Below are 19,814 nucleotides of genomic sequence, written 5' to 3' on the forward strand. Positions count from 1 at the left end.
CGGGAGGGCCACCCTGCGCTGGAGACCACCGACGTCCGCCCGATCGAGCAGACGAACTACCCCCTCACCGTGGTCGTGAAGCCCGGCCGGGAAATGGCGCTGCAGCTCATCTATGCCGCGGAGCGGTTCGATCCCGCCGCGATCGAGCGGTTGACCGGCCACTTCCAGTCTCTCCTGGAGAACCTCGTGGCGGAGCCCGAGCGGCCGGTCTCGCAGATTTCAATGCTCACAAGCGAGGAGCGAGCCCAGCTCTGCTCATGGGCCGGCGCCAGCGTGAGCTATCCCAGCGACCGTTGCCTTCACGAGCTCTTCGAAGTGCAGGTCGAGCGGACGCCCAGCGCGGTCGCGGTGGTGTTCGAAGAGCGGCGGCTGACGTACCGCGAGCTCAACGAGCGCGCCAACCAGCTCGCTCACCACCTTCGCTCTCTCGGCGTTGGGCCCGAGGTGCTCGTCGGGCTGTGTGTCGAGCGCTCGCTCGACATGGTCATCGGAATCATCGCCATCTTGAAGGCCGGCGGCGCCTACGTGCCCCTCGACCCCGCGTATCCGAAGGACCGGATCGCCTTCATGCTGGCGGACGCCCGGCCAGCCGTGCTGCTCACCCAGCGAGCGCTCCTGTCGAGACTCCCGGAGCATGACAGCCACACGCTGTGCATCGACGCGATAGGGCCGGAGATCGCAGTGCAGAGGAGCACCAACCCGACAAGCGGAGTGACGCCCGAACACCTCGCTTACGTGATCTACACCTCGGGCTCGACCGGCAAGCCGAAGGGCGCGCTGGTCACCCATGCGAACGTGACCCGGCTGTTCCATGCGACCGAGGCGTGGTTCCACTTTGACGAACGGGATGTATGGACGCTGTACCATTCCTCGTCGTTTGACTTCTCTGTCTGGGAGATCTGGGGCGCTCTGCTGTATGGCGGCCGGCTCCTCGTCGTGTCGTTCGAGGTCACCAAATCTCCGGAGGTCTTCCACCGGCTTCTCCGCGAAGAGAACGTCACCGTGCTCAACCAGACCCCGTCTGCTTTCCGGCAGATTATGCCCGCGGATGCAGCAGCTGGCGGAGAGGACGCCGGATTGGCTCTCCGGCTGGTCATCTTGGCTGGCGAGGCGCTCGATCTCGAGAGCCTGCGACCCTGGTTCAAGCGCCACGGTGACCGCGCACCTGAGCTCGTGAACATGTACGGGATCACGGAAACCACCGTGCTCGTCACCTGCCGGCCGCTGGTCGCAGAGGACGTCGACGGCGCATCGGTGAGCCCCATCGGACGTCCAATCCCCGATCTCAGCGTGTACGTGCTCGACCAGAACCGCGCTCTCTTGCCCATCGGAGTCCCAGGTGAGCTCTATGTCGGCGGCGCCGGCGTGGCTCGCGGGTATCTGAACCGCCCCGAGCTGAGCTTGGACAGGTTCGTTCCTGACCCCTTCTGTGGAGACGCCGGCGGCCGTCTTTACAAGTCGGGCGACCTTTGCCGGTGGTTACCGGACGGCAGCCTGGAGTACCTGGGGCGAATCGATCATCAGGTAAAGATTCGAGGGTACCGGATCGAGCTCGGCGAGGTCGAAAATGTGCTGAAGCAGCACCCCGCCATCCATGACGCGGCGGTGATGGCGCGCGACTACGCGCCTGGAGACAAGCGCCTCGTGGCGTACCTGGTGGCGCGTGACGCCACGCCGCCGAGCGTGGCCGAGCTGCGCAAGCACCTGCAGGGCGAGCTGCCGGATTACATGATTCCGGCTGGATTCATGTGGCTCGACGCCCTGCCGCTGTCGTTCAACGGCAAGGTCGACCGCAAGGCCCTGCCGGCGCCCGAGGTGGCGCGCCCCGAGCAAAGCGAGGCCTATGCGCCGCCCCGCACACGGACCGAAGAGCAGATCGCGAGCGTCTGGGCCAGCCTCCTGCAGATTGAGCGGATCGGCATCCACGACAACTTCTTCGATCTGGGCGGGCACTCTCTGCTGTTGGTTCGCATGCACGCACAGCTCCGGAGCCTCGGGCACGAGCTCAAGCTGGTGGATCTCTTCCAGTTTTCTACCGTGAGCCGTCTCGCCGAGCACCTGGAGCGCGCTCCGCCGCAGCCGGCGCGCTTCGAAGCGATCGAGAAGAGGGTCGACCGGGGCCGGGAAGTGCTTGAGCGCATCCGGCGTGAAAAAGGAAGGAGGCGCTGAATGAGTGACTTGCCTGTGGGTTGCACCGCGGTCATCGGCATGGCTGGGCGATTCCCCGGCGCTGCAGATCTCGACCAGTTCTGGACCAACCTCCGCGACGGAGTGGAATCGATCAGGTTCTTCGACGGCGGCGGAGCGGCCGGCGAGGCAGGGGGACATCCGCGCGTCGTCCGCGCAGCCGGCGCGCTCGACGACATCGACAGGTTCGCCGCGGAGTTCTTCGGCGTCTCGCCGCGCGAGGCCGAGCTCATGGACCCGCAGCATCGGCTCTTTCTCGAGAGCGCGTGGGAGGCGCTCGAGAGCGCCGGCTATAACGCCGCCTCCTATCCCGGTCGCATCGGCGTCTATGCGGGCACGGGCCCGAGCGACTACCTGATGAAGAACATCGCCATGGCGCCATCTCTTGTCCACACAGCGGGCGAGTTGCCGATCATGCTCGGCAACGACCCCGCGTTCCTGGCGACACGGGTCTCCTACAAGCTCGACCTCAGGGGACCCGCCATGTACGTGGGCACAGCCTGCTCGTCATCGCTGGTCGCCGTGCAGCTCGCGACCCACGCGCTCGCCACGTACCAGTGTGATATGGCGCTCGCTGGCGGCGTCAGGATCGGCGTGTTCCCGGAACGAGGTTACGTGTTCCAGGAGGGCGGAATCCTGTCCCCCGATGGGCACTGTCGGGCGTTCGACGCGCGAGCGCGCGGAACGGTGCCCGGCAGCGGCGTGGGGGTCGTCCTGCTCAAGCGATTGGAAGAGGCCCTCGCCGACGGCGACGTCATCCTCGCCGTCATCAGGGGAGCTGCCGTCAACAACGACGGCGCTCAGAAGGTTGGCTATACGGCGCCGAACGTAGCCGCGCAGTCCGAGGTGATCGCCGAGGCTCAGGCGGCCGCTGGCGTCCAGCCCAATGAAATCACCTACATCGAGGCCCACGGGACAGGCACGCCCCTCGGTGATCCCATCGAGATCGCGGCGCTGACGCGCGCGTTTGGCGCCGCGACGAGCAGGCGCGGCTTCTGCGCGATAGGATCGCTGAAGACGAACATCGGCCACCTGGATGCGGCCGCCGGCATTGCAGGGCTGATCAAGGTCGTCCTGGCGTTACGCCACAGGCTGTTACCCGCGAGCCTCCATTTTGAGTCATCCAACCCCGAGATCGATTTTGCTGGCAGCCCCTTCTACGTGAACACCGTCCTCTCTCCGTGGGACGCAGGCGCCGCGCCGCGCCGTGCGGGCGTGAGCTCGTTCGGTATCGGAGGGACCAACGTGCACGTGGTGCTGGAGGAGGCGCCCGCGCTCCCGCCATCAGGGCCGTCGAGGCCGTCTCAGCTCTTGGTCCTGTCTGCGGAGACGAGCGACGCGCTGAAGAAGGTGACTGCGAACCTCGCCGACCACCTCCGGCGAAACCCGAGCGTCAACCTCGCCGACGTCGCCTTCACGCTGAGCACAGGCCGCAAGGCCTTCGCTCACCGCAGCGCGTTCGTGTGCCACGATTCGGCCGACGCCGCGGGCGCGCTGAGCACAGCAGATCCGCGTCAGTTGATCGGGTCGGACGTCGTCACCAGGGAGTGTGTCCCAGCGTTCGTGTTCTCCGGGCAAGGCTCCCAGTACGAGGGCATGGCGCGCGAGCTCTACGAGCGAGAAGCGGTGTTCCGAGCCCACGTCGACCACGCTGCGGACATCCTGATGCGTCGTCACCGCGCGTTCGATCTGCTCGGCGCGCTCTATCCGCGCGATCCGCGCGCGGATAAAGCGGATCCAAAGCGGACGCTCGACCGAACCGAGCTCGCGCAACCCGCGCTCTTCGTGCTCGAGTACGCGCTCGCGCGAACCTTGATGGACTGGGGGATCCACCCGCAGGTCATGATCGGGTACAGCATCGGCGAGTACGTCGCTGCGTGTTTGGCCGGCGTGTTTACGCTGGAGGATGCGCTACAGATCGTGGTCGAGCGGGGTCGCCTCGTGGGGGAGCTCCCGGAGGGGTCGATGCTCGCGATCCGCCTGTCGGAGCGGGAAGCGCGCGCGGTGATCGGCGACGATCTGTGCCTCGCGGCCGTCCTCGGACCGTCCGACTGCGTGGTGGCGGGCGAGACGCCCGCGATTGAGGCCCTCGCGCGTCGCCTCGCGGAAGGCGGCATCAGCAGCACGCGCCTCGCGACGTCCCACGCGTTCCACTCCCGGATGATGGCGCCCGCTGTCGATCGCCTGGCCGATGTGGTCGCGGGGGTCAGCCTCCATCCTCCCGCGATCCCTGTCCTGTCGAACGTCACCGGACGGTGGATGACAGCGGAAGAGGCCACCAGCCCGCGCTACTGGGCGGATCACCTTCGGCAGACTGTCCGCTTCGCGGAAGGGATGGTGGAGATGCTCTCGGACGAACGGCGCGTGCTGATCGAGGTCGGACCGGGGCGAACGTTGGCGCCATGGCTGGAGCGGAGCGCTCGTGGCGGCGATCGGCCGCGCGCCGTGTCCCTCCTGAGGCGGCCGCGCGATCCCAGCTCGGATCAGAGCTTCCTTCTTGGCGCGCTGGGGCGGCTATGGCTCGCGGGGCTCTCGATCAACTGGAGCGGGCTGTTCGCCGGCGAGCATCGCCGCCGCAGCACGCTTCCTACCTATCCTTTCGAGCGTCGTCGCTACTGGATCGAGCCTTCGGCGTGGGGCTCCAAGGCGAGCATGCTCGCGCCGGGGGCCGACATCGCTCGTTGGTTCTACGTCCCCGTGTGGAAGCAATCGATCTCCACCCTGGCGCGTGCGGGCCGGCGAACGCCGCGGGCGAGCGGGCGCTCCTGGCTCGTCTTCGGCGGCGAGCGCGGCGTGGGACGCGAAGTCGTCACGCGCTTGCGCGCGTCCGGTGACGACGTGGTGGTCGTGGCGCGAGGCGGGCAGTTCGCGAAGCTCGGAGAGCATGCCTACACGCTCGATCCCGCGCGCCCGAGCGACTACATCCATCTCCTCGACGAGACCCAGTTCGCCAGCCGCTCACGCCGAGCCGTCCTTCATTTCGGCGCCGCGCTCGAAGAGCGCGGGCCCGCGGAGGCCGAGCGCTTCCACGAGCTGCTTGGCCTCGCGCAGGCGCTCGGCGAGCGGCTCGTCCTGTCCTCTCTCGGCGCGGGAGTGGACGAATCGCAAACCCCGTTCTTCGTCGTGACGAGCGGGCTCCATGACGTCACGGGTGGAGAGCGCCCGCGCCCCCACGACGCCACCGTGCTCGGCCCGGTCCGCGTGATCAACCAAGAGTATCCGGGCATCCTGTGCCGCAACATCGACGTCGATCCCGCCGGAGGCCTAGGGGTCGCCCAGCTCCTCGCGGAGATAGAGGACGTGCCGTCCGATCTCCTGGTCGCCTACCGCGGCGAGCACCGTTGGGTCCAGGCGTTCGAGCCGGTCTCGCTCGAGCCGCCCGCTGGCGAACCGCCGCTCCTCCGACGACAAGGCGTCTATCTCATCACGGGTGGTCTCGGCGGTATAGCGCTCGTGCTGGCTGGGTACCTCGCGAGCGCCGTGGCGGCCAAGCTCGTGCTGGTGGGCCGCTCGGACTTCCCGCCGGAGGAGCGCTGGGACGATCTGCTGGCGAGCAGCGGCGGCTCGGGAGCTCCAGAACGCACGCGAGAGCGGATTCGCGCGCTCCGGGCGCTCCAGGCGTCCGGCGCGGAGCTGCTCGTGCTGCGCGCAGACGTGGCCGACGAGGCTTCGATGCGTGAGGTGCGGCAGCGCGCGCAGGGGCGGTTCGGCGCGATTCACGGCGTGATCCATGCGGCCGGGCTCCCGCCCGATGGGCTCATTCACACGAAGACACGGGAGGCCGCCGAGCGCGTCCTGGCACCCAAGGTGCGGGGAGGACACGTCATCGAGGCCGTCTTCGGCGGTGATGCTCTCGATTTCATCGTGCTCTGCTCCTCGATTCAGGCTTACATGGGCGCCCCTGGGAGCGTCGATTATTGCGCAGCCAACATCGCGCTCGACGCGCTCGCGGTGCGGCTGTGCAGGGTCTATGGGCATACGGCGATCTCCGTGGCGTGGGACGGCTGGGGTAAGCTCGGAATGGGCGCCGACGCGTCGGATATGTCGCGCTACCTCCCAGCGGACCTGGCTCGCGGCGGCATGACGCCTGGCGAAGGGATCGAGGTCTTCCGTCGTATCCTGGCGAGCCCTCGGCCTCACGTGATCGTGTCCACCCGCGACTTCGATAGCCTCCTCCAGCGAACCCGGGAAGCCGTCTCCGTGGCCGCGCTGATCGCGCCTACCGAGAAGCGCCTCGCAGGCCGGAACGCGCGCCAGCCCCGCCCCGCGCTGACCAGCGAGTACGTCGCGCCGAAGAGCCCCATTGAACGCGCGCTCGCGGACATCCTCGGTGAGCTCCTCGGCTTCGCGGACATCGGCGTTCACGACAATTTCTTCGAGCTCGGGGCTGACTCGCTCAGTTTCGTGCAGATGGTCGCGCGGGCCCACGAACGAGGCATAAGGCTGGATTCGCGGAAGCTGTTCGAGCTCGACACCATCGCTGCGCTGGCGCCGACGCTGGAACTCTCTCCCGCCCGCCGGACGCCGGCGAAGCGGGAGCTAGGACCGGTCCCGCTCACGCCCATCCAGCGCGCGTTTTTCGCTCAGGGCGTCGACGATGCCCGCCATTTCGATCTCACCGTCGTGCTGGAGAGTCCCGCCGAGCTGGTCCAGGAGCGCATCGAGCGCGCGCTGGAGTGCGTCTTGGAGCACCACGACGCCTTCCGCCTGCGCTTCCGCCGCCATGACGACGAGTGGACCCAAGAGCAGATCGGCGCGACGCACCTCGCCGGCGTCAATTACATCGACCTCGGCGGTAGCCCCCCCGCCGTGCACCAGGCCGCCGCCGCTGCCGCCGCCATGAGCCTGCGGTGGGAGCTCGATCCAGTGAACGGACCGCTCGTTCGTGCCGCCCTGTTCTCATTGGGTGGCGACTGCGGAAGCCGCTTGCTCCTCGTCGTTCATCACCTGGTAGCGGACATCATGAGTCTGCGGATCTTCGTACAGGACCTGGAGCACGCCTACCGGCAGCTCACGCTCGGCCAGCCGGTTCAGCTCCCCGCCGCGACGGCATCGTTCCGGAGCTGGGCGGAGAAGGTGGATGAGTTGGCGCGCGCGGGTGCGTTCCGCGACGAGCTGGATTACTGGCTTTCTCAGGGTCGGGCGGGTGCCGAGGATCTGCCCGGCGATAGCCCTCTCCCGGCAGAGACGAGAGTAGCGAGCGCCTCGCTCGTCCTCGCCGAGGCCGAGACCCGTGCCCTGCTCGAGGCAGCGCGGCGCTTGCGGGTGAGCATGGGTGACCTCTGCCTCTCCAGCTTGGCTCTCGCGCTTGCCGCGCGAACGAATCGGACCGCGCATCTCGTGGACGTGGAGGGGCTCGGGCGTGACGCTGCGCTCGCGGGCGAGGATCTCGACGTCTCTCGCACGATCGGTTGGTTCACTGCCATCTTCCCGATCCTCATCGATCTCGGCCGCGCGCGCGACCTGAGCGAGGCCCTTCCGGTGATCCGCGCACGACTCGCCGAGATTCCGCGTGGTGGTGTCGGCTATGGCGTGCTCCGCTGCATCGACCCGGATCCCGAGATCAGGACCCGGCTGCAGGCGCTGCCGCGCGCGGCGGTGAGCTTCCTCTACATGGGCCACATCGACGCGGGCGGGGATCATGACGCCCTCTTCCTCCCGGTGCGAGAGACGATCGCTCCTGACCCCGACGCGCGTACGCTGGGGGTGTACCGGCTGAGCCTCACTGCGGGTGTGTTCGCCGGTGCCCTCCGTCTCGACTGGACGTACCGTGAGCCAGGCTTCGACGAGGCAGCGGTCACGGAGATCGGCCAGCACATCGCAGGCTCGTTACGAGCCTTCGCCGCTGCACCGAAGCTCACCGAGCCGGCGGAGGCCTCGTTGAGCGCGCGCCAGATGAGATCGCTTATAGCGCAGATCGGCGTCGTCGACGCGAACGACTTTTGACGAGGCGCTTCCTGTGAGGTGGACCACGTGGAGTTCTCGATCCCCAAACATATCGCCGATCTCTCGCAGGAGATCCGTGCATTCATCGACGCCCAGGTCATCCCGCTCGAAGCCGATCTCGCGACGAGACCGTTCCTCGAGATCGAGAGAGCCTTGGATCGCGTGCGCGCTGACGCCAGGAGGCGGGGGCTCTGGCTCCCGCAGCTCCCCGAGAAGCACGGCGGCATGAACCTCGGTGTGCTCGGCTTTGCCCTCATCAGCGAGCAGCTCGGCCGAAGCCCTCTCGGGCATTACGCCTTGAACTGCCAGGTGCCGGACGCAGGGAACATGGAAATCCTCATCGAACATGGGACTCCGGAGCAGCAGGAAAGGTGGCTTCGCCCCCTCCTCGCAGGGGAGATCCGGAGCTGCTTCTCGCTCACGGAGCCGGAGCACCCTGGCTCGAACCCTCTGTGGCTGGATACGACCGCGTCGCCTCGCGACGGCGGGTGGGTGTTGAACGGCCGTAAGTGGTTCTCCACCGGAGCCGATGGCGCCGCGTTCGCGCTCGTCGTCGCCAGCACCGATCCCGCCGCGGAGCCCCATGCTCGCCAGAGCGTATTCATCGTCCCGACCAGCGCACCGGGGTACCGTCTCGTCCGCAACCTATCCATCATGGGGCAGACCGGCAGCGGCTGGACGAGCCACGCCGAGATCGTCTACGAGGACTGTCGCCTCCCTGCCGAGAGCCTCCTCGGGTCGCGCGGCGCTGGCGCCCTGATTACCCAGTCGCGCCTCGGTACCGGGCGCATCCATCACTGCATGCGCTGGATCGGCGTCGCTGAGCGCGCGTTCTCGATGATGTGTGAGCGCGCCGCGCGCCGTGAGCTCGCCCCTGGCGACCCGCTCGGGAGCCGCCAGATCGTACAGACGTGGATCGCCGAGAGCCGCGCCGAGATCGACGCCGCGCGTCTGCTCGTGCTGCATTCCGCCTGGAAGCTCGAGGCCCGCGGGATACACGAGGCTCGGACGGACGTGTCGCTGGTCAAGTTCCACGTGGCGGACGTGATGGCGAAGGTGCTGGATCGTGCGCTCCAGGTGCACGGCGCCTTGGGGATGACAGACGATACCATACTGTCGTTCTTCTACCGTCAGGAGCGCGGCGCGCGGATCTATGACGGGCCGGACGAGATCCACAAGACCCTCGTCGCGAGGCGGATCCTCGCCGGCGCTGGGCTCCGTAAGGACGAGCATCGATGAGCGCGCTGCTGGACGAACCGGCAGAGCCGCGACCCGGCGAGGGGCTCGACGTCGCTGCGCTCGCCGGGTGGCTCCGCGCCAGCGCACCGGAGCGGCGCGGGGCGATCGAGATCGCGCAGTTTCACGGCGGCTATTCCAACCTGACCTACCTCGTGACGGTGGGAGGGCGTGAAATGGTGTTGCGGCGCGCTCCCGACGCGGCCGAGGGGCGCGGCGCGCGTGACGTCATGCGGGAGTACGTTGTGCTCGCGCGGCTTTGCGAGGTCTACCCGCTGGCACCGCGCCCCATCTGCCGCTGCGATGATCGTTCGGTGATCGGCGCGCCATTTTATCTCATGGATCGGAGACGAGGTCTTGTCTTGCGGCGTCAGCTTCCCGCCGGGCTCGCGCTCGGCGTCACGGAGGCACGCCGCCTCTCCGAGGTGTTCATCGACACGTTGGCGCACCTGCACAGCATTGATGGCGAGGCGGCTGGTCTTACCCGCCTGACGGCCTCTGAGGGCTATGCGGGACGCCAGGTGCGGGAATGGATCTTGCGCTACAAGCGTTCTGCGGTGGACTCCCAGGTCGACATGGCTGACATCGCGCGCTGGCTGGAGGCCGAGCTTCCCCCCGACGGCGCGGCGGCGATGATCCACAATGATTACAAGTACGATAACCTCATGTTCGATCCCGGCGATCTCACGCGCGTGGTCGCCGTGCTGGACTGGGAGATGGGGAGCGTCGGCGATCCGCGCATGGATCTCGGAACCGCGCTGGCCTACTGGCAAGAGCGTGACGACCCGGGTCATCGCCTCCTGGCGGTCGGCCCGACGTATCTCCCCGGCAGCCTGACCCGGCGCCAGCTCGTGGAGCGCTACGAGCAGCGGACCGGCCGGCCGGTCGCGCGCGCAGTGTATTACTATGTCTTCGGGCTCTTCAAGGTCGCGGTGATCGCGCAGCGTCTCCATGAGCGATACTTGCGTGGCGAGACGAGAAATCCGCGCCTTGCCGGGCTAGGGCGCCACGTGACGCTGCTTTCGCGGGCGGCGGCCGAAGCGGCGGGGAGCGGGCGCTGCTAAGCCCTGCGGCCCAGGCTTCGGGGGAGATCTCTCATGGACCAAGATCGAATTGAAGGTATCTACTTCCTCTCATCGACGCAAAAGGGCATGTTGCTCGAGGCGCTCTCTTCGCCGAAGTCGGGCATCTGCGTGGAGCAGTGCGTCTTGCATCTGCGCCCCACCGTGGATCGAGAGGTCTTTCTCCATGCCTGGCAGCAGCTCGTCGCGGAGCAGCCGATCTTGCGGACATGCTTCGCATGGATGGACCTGGAGGAGCCACGCCAGGTCGTCCTCCGCTCCGTGAAGGTTCCCGTTCACGAGGAAGACTGGAGCGACCTCCCCGAGGACGCCGTGGAGGAGCGGCTTCAGCGTTATCTCGCCGAGGATCGGGTCCGCGGGTTCCCCCTGAACAAGGCCCCGCTCGTGCGCCTCGCGCTGTTCTGCGCGCGCGGCGGCGGCTCCTGGTTCGTCTGGACGCACCATCACCTTGTCACAGATGGCTGGTCGGTCTCGATTATCCTGAGCGAGGTGCAGCGTCTTTACCTCGCGTTGCAGCAGGGCCGGGCGCTGCTCCCGCCGCGGCGGTTCTACTGGCATTACCTGGCGTGGCTCGAGAAGCAGCAGATGGCCGAGACCGAGGCATTCTGGCGACGCAGGCTGGCTGGCTTCGTCCGACCCAACCGGCTCGGCGTGCCTGCCGAGGCCCTCGGCGCTCTCCCGGCGGAGCCATACGGGGAGCGAGGAGCGGTGCTCTCGGCGGAGACGACGGCGGCGCTCACGCGCCTGGCCCGCGGCCACCGCGTGACCATGAACATCCTGATCCAGGGGATGTGGGCGCTGCTCCTCGGCCGGTATGGGGGCGAGACCGACGTCGTCTTCGGCGCCACGTGCTCGGGTCGGCCGCCCGACCTGCCCGGGGTAGAGCAAATCATCGGGCTATTCATCACTACGCTCCCTGTGCGCAGGCTCATTCGGCCGGAGGCCCAGCTATGGGACTGGCTGTCGGAGGCACATGGCGAGCAGCTTCGCCAGCGAGGCCATGAATATTGCTCGGCGGGGCAGATCCACGCGTGGAGCGAGATGCGGAGCGCTCAGCGCCTCTACGACACCCTCGTCGTCTTCGACAACGTGTCGACCCGATCCGCCGCTCCGCTGGATCTGGCTGCGTTCGTGGACCCGGGGCAATCCCGCATGGTTGGATCCCGGACCAAGCACGCGCTCACGCTGCTCGTGTCGCAGGGTGAGAGCGTGCGCCTGTCCCTCCTCCACGACCGGCGTCGCTTCGCGGATCAGGATGCCTCCCGGATTCTCGATCACCTCTGTCTTTTCGCGTCGATGATCGCGGCGAGCCCAGAGCCCTCGCTAGGCTCGCTGTTGGCCGCGATCCGCGACGACGAGCTCCCCAGGGTGGCGCCGGTCTCACGGAACATCGATCGCGTGTTCGTCCCGCCGCGCGATCCGCTGGAGCGCCGCGTCGCGCGTATGTGCGAGCAGCTCCTCGATGTTCAGCCCGTGGGGGCGCTCGACGACTTCTTCGAGAGCGGAGGGCATTCGCTGCTCGCCCTCCGGCTCGTGGCGTCCCTTCGCGAGGAGTTTGGGAAAGAGGTGCCATTTTCCATTCTGCTGCAGAATCCCACGGTCGAGGGCCTCGCCGCCGCCCTGCGCGTCGATGCTGCCCAGGAGCCCTGGCCAACGCTGGTCGCCCTGCGGGCGCAGGGGTCGAAGCGGCCATTTTTCTGCGTGCCGGGCGCAGGAGGGAGCGTTCTTTACCTCCACCGGCTCGCGACGCACCTCGGCGCCGACCGGCCCTTCTACGGCCTGCAGGCGCGCGGGCTTGACGGCCTCTCCGAGCCCCAGCGGTCCGTCGAGGAGATGGCAATGCACTATCTTGACGAGATCCGGGCGGCGCAGCCGCGCGGCCCCTACCTCTTGGGCGGCCACTCGTTCGGCGGCTTCGTCTCCTTCGAGATCGCTCGCCGCCTCGTCCTCGGCGGGGAGCGGGTGGCGTTGCTCGCGCTCTTCGACACAGTAGCTCCGCTGGAAGGGTTCGCTCCCGAGCCCAACATCGAGACGGAGGAAGAAACGATGAGGGGGGTCGCTGACATGGTAGAGCAGCTTTTTGGCCGGGGAGAGGCGTCCCCGCGCCAGCCTTTGCACGGCGCGCCCATGGAGGTGCTCCGGCGCCGCATCGCGGATGCTCGGATCGCCACGCAAAGCGCCTCGGCAGACCAGATCCGTGGTTTTCTCTCTGTTTTCACCGCCAATCACCGCACCCGCTACCGGCCTACGAGCGGATGCTCGGTGCCGACCGTCCTCTTCCGCGCCACGGAGTGTCTGCAGGAAGCAGGCAGCGCGCTGCCCGGCTCCTCGGGCGACCCGACGAATGGATGGAGCGGACTTTGCAGCGGCCCGGTGGAGGTGCGCTGGGTACCGGGCGATCATCTTTCGATGATGACCGAGCCGCACGTCGGTGTGCTCGCAGCCGCGCTGAACCGAAGCATCGAGAGCATCGCGGAGCGACGTGATTCAACGTCGGCTGCCGAGCCGTGAGACCGCGGAGCAAGGTCCCTGCCAGAGGTCGTCCTTCGACGGGACCCGGCCACCGTCGATCGGCCGCGGCTGTCACCTCGACGTCGCCGGGTGGGGAGGGCACGATGACTCATGGTTTTACCGATGTATTCAAACGAGGCAGAAGCCGGCGGTCGGCCGTGCATGCACGCTGACCGTAGTTTCGGCTCCCAAGACGAGGAACGATGATTACCGATACAGCAGGTTTGATCCGGGAGATCACCGCACGGACTGCGCGCAGCCCACGAAGCTCGGCGCTGCTGTCGGCATTGCTTGGCGCATACCAGTCCTTCGCGCCGCTCACGGAGAGGCTTGTCCGTGTGGCGGCCACCGCCCCGCGATATCGACGGCTCACGGAGTTCACGCTCAACTTGTGCGACTGGCTCTGTAGGACGGGCCGTTTCTCCGCGGGCGGCAGCGACGAGCCGCTGTTTCCCGGGCTCGCGCGCGAAGCGTTCTATGAGAGCGAGGAGATCCCCTGGATCGGCGACGTCGAGCGCGCTGCAGACGTGGTGAGGCGGGAGCTCCTCGCGCTGCGGGGCAAGGAGGCGTTCCGTGTCTATCAGCAGCCGCACGGTGCGGAGCTGCCGGTTCATGGCCAATGGAACACCTTCAACTTCTATCACTCGGGGCATACGTTCGAGGACAACTGCCAGCGGTGCCCTGAGACAACGAAGCTGCTCGCAAGCGTCCCCGGGTGCTTTCCGGCCCCTGGGATCGCCAAATTCTCAGCGCTCGCGCCAGGGACGCACATCACAGCTCACCAGGGGTTCGGCAACTTCAAGCTGCGGTGTCATCTGGCGCTCACCGACAGCCGGGGATGCGAGATGCGGGTGGCAGACGAGGTGCGTGGGTGGGAGGATGGCAAGTGCCTGGTGTTCGACGACTCGCTCGAACATGAGGTCTGGAATCGAGGCAGCCTGACGCGCGTCGTCCTGCTGTTTGATTTCTGGCACCCCGAGCTCGATCTGTACGAGCTTGAGCTCCTTCAGGACATCATTGCTTTTTTTCACCAACTGCGTTTTTTTGATGAATGGAAAGCGAGTCAGACTACGATGTTGCCCGCGCGGGGTGAGGATCATTGGTGGGTTTGACAGGCATCGATCACCTCTCCGCCTCAGCGAGGGCACGTGGTGGTCAACGAGATACCACGAGCCGTGTGTCGTGGGGTGCCGCACTTTCAACGTGAACTTCGGTGCGCCAGGCGAAGCCTGGACGAGGAGGATGCCACGTTGTTGCCGCGTCTTTACGGTAGTGGATATCCCAAGGCGAAGGGCTGCCGGACCTGCTGATGCGGCGAGGGGGCCACGTGACCTACAAGCCGAACCTCCGAGGGGGCGTGTTCGCGGGCGGAGAGCGCCTGACCGGAGAGCCGAGCGGTAGCTCGATTTCTACGTTGAAGTCTCCCGGGTCGCCGGCGCCACCCGTGCCATTCGGAGCGGGAGCATCGCCGCCGCAGCCGGGAGCCAAGGCGACGACCGGCAGCATCGCGGCCATGAGCGCGACGAGCGGGCGTACGGCGCGGATGAGGCGAATCCCGGGGCGCTCGGGGTCGCAGATTCCGAAGGTTCGACGATGCCATAGCATAGGGAGCCGTACGAGATTGGACCGTGCTCCCTCGCGTCCAGGTCCTCCGCAGCGCTCCGGCCCGCTGCGCGGGCGGGCGGAGCTAGAGCACCAATCATGTTGAAACCGGGAGAAATTTCACAGGGAGGCGGGGAGGCGGGGAGGAAGAAAAAAAAGAATCTCTCCCTCTCGCCGTCTCTCCCTCCCCGCCTCCTCGCCTCCCTGTGAAATTTCTGCTTTTTTTCGGGATTTCAACCCGTTTGTCGCTTTAGCCGGGGACCGGGGAGCCCATGAGCGCCGAGAGGCTCTGCCGCTGGCGGCCCGATCCGTCGAAGTTCGACGGGTCGAGCCAGCGCTCGAACGCCGCCTTCGCCGCCGGCCACTCCCTGTCGAGGATCGCGTGCCACGCGGTGTCGCGGTTGCGCCCCTTGACCACGGTGGCCTGCCGGAACACGCCCTCGAAGCGGAACCCGAGCCTCGCCGCCGCCGCCCGCGAGCCGGCGTTGAGCGCGTCGCACTTCCACTCGTAGCGCCGGTAGCCGAGCTCATCGAACGCCCGCCGCATCATCAGGTGCATCGCCTCCGTCGCGGCCGGCGTCCTCTGGAGGAGCGGCGCGTAGTGGAGGTGCCCGACCTCGATGACGCCGTTTCGGGGGTCGATCCGCAGGTAGCTCGCGACGCCGACCGCCCGCCCCGTCGTCCCGTCGATGATCGCGTGGAACAGGGGATCATCGCCCAGGCACGTGGCCTCCATCCAGGCGCGGTAGTCGTTCAGCGTCGCGAACGGCCCATAGGGCAGGTAAGTCCAGCTTCGCCCCTCCGCATCCGCCAGGTTGGCCGCATGGAGATCCGCGGCGTGCCGGTCAGGGTCGAGCGGCTCGACCCGGCAGGCCCGCCCGATCAGGGGCTCGCGCGGCGGCAATGGCCGCGGCGTCCAGCCGGGGAGGGGGTGACCGATCGGCTGCATCAGAGAATTCGTGTGCTCCACAGGGGAAGGCCTCCGCAGGTTGTTCGCTCACCACGCCCGCCGCGGGCGTCGCCCGCCGCGTCCTGCCGCATCTCATCGCAGTCCAATCGTCGCTGCCACCTTGTCCTCGATCCCGTTCCAGGACGCCGGCCGATCCTTCGTCGAATAGGCCTGGAGGATCACCTCGCGGTCCCCGAGCACGAGGACGTAGCTCACCCTCTGCAGCCCGTTCTTGAGCTCGCTCCTGAGGCTCACCGCGGGGCGACCGCCCAGGTCGATGCGCGTGGCCGGGCCCTTCGTTGTGCTGTTCGCCGGCCGGTGCTCGTCGAGCTGCTTGCGCTCCTGCTCGAGGAGCTCGTCCACCTGATCGGGCGCCACCTCGCCCCCGAGCGGGAAGACGGCGAGCTGGAACATCATCGGCGTCTCGGGCAGCCGCCCGTACGTGTGGAAGCGGACGCCGTTCAGATCCTCCACGGACGCGGCCCTCGCGAGCGACTCCGGCAGGTCCAGCGCGACGCCCGTGTCCGCGACCGCGGTGCGCGTCATCGCCGGCGGCGCGCGGAGCTCCCAGGGGCGGCCGGCGGCGAGCGCAACGGCCACGGACACCACCATCGCCGCGGCCGTGAGGGCCGCCGCCACCGCGAGCAGGGGGCGCGGCCTCGGCTCCGCGTCCGCCGCGCGCGCGCGCTGCTCCACCGGCGTGAGGCCCCGGAGCAGGACGGTGACGACGAGCGCGAAGCCGACGACGCCGCCGCCGAGGTGCGCGAGCAGATCGATGCCGGGCTGCAGGCTGTAGATGAGGTTCAGCCCCAGCGGCCACCACGCGCGGCTGCGCATCTGCGCGATCATCGCGGGGGGCAGGAGCCCGTGCGGCCGGAGCGCGATGCCGATGCCCGCCATCATGAGGCCCCAGATCGCGCCCGACGCGCCGACGCTCCATCGGTCCACAAGCATCGCGCTCGCGAGCGACCCGCCCAGCGCCGACGCCCCGTAGAGCAGGAGAAAGCGCCGCGGGCCGAGGAGCGCCTCGAGCATCGGGCCGAACGACCAGAGCGCCAGCATGTTGACGAACAGGTGCACCGGATCGGCGTGCAGGAAGGCCGAGGCGAGGAGCCGGTAGAGCTCGCCGCGGCGCACCGCCTCGCCGCTGTTCGCGCCCATGCGCCAGAGCGCCGCCTCGTGGGTGCCGGAGCCGAAGGCGTAGCTCACGGCGAGGAGCACGGCGCACGCGATCACGAGCGTCGCCGTGACGCGGCGGCTGCCCGTCAGCCGGTCCACGATCGCGCGCTCCTGCTGCGCCAGCGCCTGTCCCTGCGCGAGCGCCTCGTCGATGCCATCGGGGCCGAGCGGGCCCACCTCGCCGAGGCGCCTGTGGGCGTCCTCCAGGGCCGGCAGGGCCGGCCCCTTCACGCGCGTGAGCGCGCCCGTCGCGTCGAGGTGGTGGAAGCCCATCCGCACGGCCTGCACGAGCGGCGCCGCCTTGGTGAGCGCGGCCCGGCCGGCGGCGGCGTCGCCGCCCACCACGACGAAGTGCGCGGGCGGCCCCCCGGGGCGCGCCAGCTTCACCAGGGGCGCGATCCGGGCGTGGAGCGGGTCGGCCGAGGCGTCGCCGGCCGCCGTGATCAGCACGATCCGGAGAGGCGTCGCCCCGCCGACCATCTCCGCCACGGCCGCGTCGCAGCGGAGGAGCACGAAGGCGTCCGGCCCGTGGAGCAGCGCGGCGAGCAGGCGGTCGCGCCGATCCAGCATCTCGTCTTCGGGCGCACGGTCCATGATCGGCTGCTCCACCAAGGTCTCTTCTCCTGCGCCTGCGAGAGGTCGCGCGGCGAGCGTAGCGGAAAGGCGGCGCGCGCTGGCTCACGAAGCGCGCCGCGCGGCCTCAGGCGATCTCGGCGACGACGGCGTGGTGGTCGGACGCGGCGCCGACGTCGACGATGTCGGCCAGCGCGAGCCGCCCGGCGAGCGGCGGCGAGAGCAGCACGTAGTCGGTCCGCGTCTCGACCTGCGCGCCGGCGCGCCCGCGCAGCGCGGTGGCCCAGCGCCCGGAGCGCGGCCGGAGGAGCAGGGCGTCGGACCAGCCGGACGCCTCGAGGGTGTCCATCGTGTCGAATCGCGGCGGGCTCCCGTACTTCTCGATGCCGGCGGTCGCGAGGCGCGCGTCGAGGTCCGCGGGGTAGGGGTCGCGCCGCGAGAGCGCGTTGAGGTCGCCGACGAGCGCCCAGAGGCCCGCGGCGAGCCGGGCGGGAGGCACGAGCGAGAGCAGCCAGCGGGCCTCGCTGACCCGGCGGTCCTCGCTGCCGGCGTTGAGGTGGGTGCCGAGCACGAAGAGCGGCTCGCCGCCGAGCGAGAGCTCGACCTCGACGAGGCAGTGGGCCAGCGCCTCGGGCGCGTGCACGCGCGCCTTCACGAGCGGCGCCCGGCTGACCACGCCGATGTGGTTTCGCCGGCCGCTCGGCCGCGGATTGGCGCTCCCCAGGACGGCGTGCCGCTCGCCCGCGGGCGCGCCGATCGCCTCGGCGACGGCCCGGAGCCGGGCGCCGTCCTCCCAGCCGACGCACTCCTGGAGGACGAGCAGGTCCGGGCGCGCGGCGGCGACGATCGCGAGGATCGCCTCGAAGCGATCCTCGCCGCCGGAGAGGATGTTGAAGGTCATGATCTTCACGGTGGGATCAGGCTAGCTCGTCCGGGCTGAGCAGCTCCAGGGCGCGCTGAATCCGGTGGACGCGGCGCTCGTGACAGAGCACGAATCGGGCATGGCCGAGCGCGCGATGGCCCGCAAGATCCTCCCGATCCGCAGCGACTCGCCACTCTACGCCGGCGCGCTCCGCCTGCGGTACGAGGTCTTCGTCGTCGAGCAGGCCGTGCCCGAGGACATCGAGGTCGACGAGCTCGACGAAGGCGCGCAGCACTTCGTCGTCCTGGACGGCGACGAGGTGGTCGCGACGATGCGGATCGTGCCGTGCGAGGGCGCGCTCAAGGTGGGCCGCGTCGCCGTCCGGAAGGACCTTCGCGGCGCCGGCCTCGGGCGGCGGCTGCTCGAGGAGGCGATCCGCATCGGCGCCGCGCAGGGCGCGCGCGCTCTGGTCCTGAACGCCCAGGTCGTCGCCGCGCCGTTCTATCGCAAGCTCGGCTTCGCCGAGGAGGGGCCGATCTTCGACGAGGCCGGGATCCCGCACACCAGGATGGTCCGGCGGATGACCTGAGCCCGCTGTCGATTGACACGTTGTGTCTGCGCGGCGCGTCCGCCGGAGCCGCCGTGAGACCTGCCTGTCCGCCGGCAGATCGCGTGATCCTTGACGTCGACGCCGACATGCTGGAAAGGCTTGTGTCGCTGCGCGGCTGGCCCGGGAGCGACGGAGCGCTCCCGGGCGCCGCGCTCGAAAGGAACGGGTGCCCCGATGACTGTGCAGCGGATCCTCCTCGCCGGCGCCACGGGCGTGGTCGGCACCGAGCTCTTGCGCTTGCTCCGCGCGCGGGAGCAGTTCGTGCGCACGCTCTCTCGCTCCCAGGGCAACGCGGCGCGCCTCCGCGGCCTCGCCTCGGAGGTCGTCGTCGCCGACGCTGCGGAGCCCGGGGCCGTGAGCGCCGCGCTCGAGGGCATCGATACGGTCATCTCGTGTCTCGGCGCGAATGTGTCGATGACGCTGCGCGAGCGCAGGAGCTACCATGACGTCGATGTCGTGGCGAACACGAGCCTGCTCGAGGCGGCGAAGCGGGCGGGGGTGAAGCGCTTTGTTTACCTCTCCGCGCAACCGGGCCCCGGCTATGCCCACACCCGCTATCTCGCCGCCCATCTCCAGGTGGAGGAGCGCATTCGCGCCTCGGGTCTCTCGTTCTCGTTCGTGCGCCCGACCGGCATCTTCTCCGCGCTGAACGACATGGTCGCGATGGCCCGCGCCGGCGTGGGCACGGTGCCCGGCGACGGCCTGGCGAGGACCAACCCGGTTCACCCGGTGGACGTCGCGGAGGCCCTCGCCGAGGTGCTCGCCGGGGGCCCTGACGTGGTGCCCGTGGGCGGTCCCGACGTCATGACCCGCGACGAGGTGATGCGCCTGGCCTTCGACGCCGTCGGGAAGAAGGGGTATATCGTGCACATCCCCGCGGGGGTGTTCCGGTCCACGAGCGTGCTGCTCGAGGGCATCCATCCGCGGATGTCGGATCTGCTGGAGTTCGTGGCGGCCGTCATGACGTCCGACTCGGTCGCGCCCGCGCGCGGGACACGGCCTCTGCGCGCCTGGTTCGAGGCGCTCGCCAGGTGAGCGCCGCCGTGGCCGCGCGCGGCGCGCGAGCGAGAGCTAGCC

General features: G+C 68.8%; 11 protein-coding genes (1 of these 11 cut by a window edge). 8 read left to right on the forward strand and 3 right to left on the reverse strand.

The annotated features are described in order from the left end of the window. The 6 genes from WMF36_RS07610 to WMF36_RS07635 all read left to right on the forward strand — a co-directional run. On the forward strand, nucleotides 1-2,169 hold the final stretch of the coding sequence (locus WMF36_RS07610; RefSeq protein WP_437578940.1) for an amino acid adenylation domain-containing protein. It extends 10,128 nt beyond the left edge of the window; the window shows 2,169 of its 12,297 coding nt (coding positions 10,129-12,297); its start codon lies beyond the left edge, outside the window; its stop codon occupies nucleotides 2,167-2,169. Beyond that, the gene (locus tag WMF36_RS07615) at nucleotides 2,170-8,133 is read left to right on the forward strand and encodes an SDR family NAD(P)-dependent oxidoreductase (RefSeq protein WP_437578941.1); all 5,964 of its coding nucleotides are present in this window, start codon (nucleotides 2,170-2,172) and stop codon (nucleotides 8,131-8,133) included. Between the two features lie 27 nt (nucleotides 8,134-8,160). After that, nucleotides 8,161-9,372, forward strand: a complete 1,212-nt coding sequence (locus WMF36_RS07620) for an acyl-CoA dehydrogenase family protein (RefSeq protein WP_437578942.1) — start codon at nucleotides 8,161-8,163, stop codon at nucleotides 9,370-9,372. After that, nucleotides 9,369-10,433, forward strand: a complete 1,065-nt coding sequence (locus tag WMF36_RS07625; protein ID WP_437578943.1) for a phosphotransferase family protein — start codon at nucleotides 9,369-9,371, stop codon at nucleotides 10,431-10,433. Before WMF36_RS07620 ends, WMF36_RS07625 begins: the two co-directional genes overlap by 4 nt. Nucleotides 10,434-10,466: 33 nt before the next feature. Further along, nucleotides 10,467-12,962: a condensation domain-containing protein gene (locus WMF36_RS07630; protein ID WP_437578944.1), complete on the forward strand. Its 2,496-nt coding sequence runs from the start codon at nucleotides 10,467-10,469 to the stop codon at nucleotides 12,960-12,962. A 203-nt stretch (nucleotides 12,963-13,165) separates the two neighbouring features. Next, complete coding sequence (locus tag WMF36_RS07635) at nucleotides 13,166-14,074, forward strand: aspartyl/asparaginyl beta-hydroxylase domain-containing protein (RefSeq protein WP_437578945.1); 909 nt, start codon at nucleotides 13,166-13,168, stop codon at nucleotides 14,072-14,074. A gap of 740 nt (nucleotides 14,075-14,814) precedes the next feature. Here WMF36_RS07635 and WMF36_RS07640 read toward each other — a convergent pair. The 3 genes from WMF36_RS07640 to WMF36_RS07650 all read right to left on the reverse strand — a co-directional run bounded on the left by WMF36_RS07640 (nucleotide 14,815) and on the right by WMF36_RS07650 (nucleotide 18,166). Then, nucleotides 14,815-15,513 carry a GNAT family N-acetyltransferase gene (locus WMF36_RS07640; protein ID WP_437578946.1) on the reverse strand — a complete coding sequence of 233 codons (699 nt, stop codon included), beginning with the start codon at nucleotides 15,511-15,513 and terminating at the stop codon, nucleotides 14,815-14,817. Nucleotides 15,514-15,606: 93 nt separating this feature from the next. Then, nucleotides 15,607-17,286, reverse strand: a complete 1,680-nt coding sequence (locus WMF36_RS07645) for a rhomboid family intramembrane serine protease (RefSeq protein WP_437578947.1) — start codon at nucleotides 17,284-17,286, stop codon at nucleotides 15,607-15,609. Nucleotides 17,287-17,392: 106 nt separating this feature from the next. Continuing rightward, nucleotides 17,393-18,166: an endonuclease/exonuclease/phosphatase family protein gene (locus WMF36_RS07650; RefSeq protein ID WP_437581866.1), complete on the reverse strand. Its 774-nt coding sequence runs from the start codon at nucleotides 18,164-18,166 to the stop codon at nucleotides 17,393-17,395. A gap of 79 nt (nucleotides 18,167-18,245) precedes the next feature. On the opposite strand from WMF36_RS07650, the gene WMF36_RS07655 reads away from it, so the two are divergent. Then, on the forward strand, nucleotides 18,246-18,716 hold the full coding sequence (locus WMF36_RS07655; RefSeq protein WP_437578948.1) for a GNAT family N-acetyltransferase: 471 nt from the start codon (nucleotides 18,246-18,248) through the stop codon (nucleotides 18,714-18,716). 195 nt (nucleotides 18,717-18,911) lie between these two features. Continuing rightward, the gene (locus WMF36_RS07660) at nucleotides 18,912-19,772 is read left to right on the forward strand and encodes an SDR family oxidoreductase (protein WP_437578949.1); all 861 of its coding nucleotides are present in this window, start codon (nucleotides 18,912-18,914) and stop codon (nucleotides 19,770-19,772) included. Nucleotides 19,773-19,814: the final 42 nt, after the last annotated feature.

The sequence above is a fragment of the Sorangium sp. So ce887 genome (assembly GCF_051521455.1).
Lineage (GTDB): Bacteria > Myxococcota_A > Polyangia > Polyangiales > Polyangiaceae > Sorangium.

Bases quoted from the DNA above. Each gene is read 5' to 3' on its own strand.
- WMF36_RS07660 (WP_437578949.1), top strand. From the start codon at position 18,912: ATGACTGTGCAGCGGATCCTCCTCGCCGGCGCCACGGGCGTGGTCGGC.
- WMF36_RS07645 (WP_437578947.1), bottom strand. From the start codon at position 17,286: ATGGACCGTGCGCCCGAAGACGAGATGCTGGATCGGCGCGACCGCCTG.
- WMF36_RS07635 (WP_437578945.1), top strand. From the start codon at position 13,166: ATGATTACCGATACAGCAGGTTTGATCCGGGAGATCACCGCACGGACT.
- WMF36_RS07625 (WP_437578943.1), top strand. From the start codon at position 9,369: ATGAGCGCGCTGCTGGACGAACCGGCAGAGCCGCGACCCGGCGAGGGG.
- WMF36_RS07650 (WP_437581866.1), bottom strand. From the start codon at position 18,166: ATGACCTTCAACATCCTCTCCGGCGGCGAGGATCGCTTCGAGGCGATC.
- WMF36_RS07640 (WP_437578946.1), bottom strand. From the start codon at position 15,513: ATGCAGCCGATCGGTCACCCCCTCCCCGGCTGGACGCCGCGGCCATTG.
- WMF36_RS07630 (WP_437578944.1), top strand. From the start codon at position 10,467: ATGGACCAAGATCGAATTGAAGGTATCTACTTCCTCTCATCGACGCAA.
- WMF36_RS07615 (WP_437578941.1), top strand. From the start codon at position 2,170: ATGAGTGACTTGCCTGTGGGTTGCACCGCGGTCATCGGCATGGCTGGG.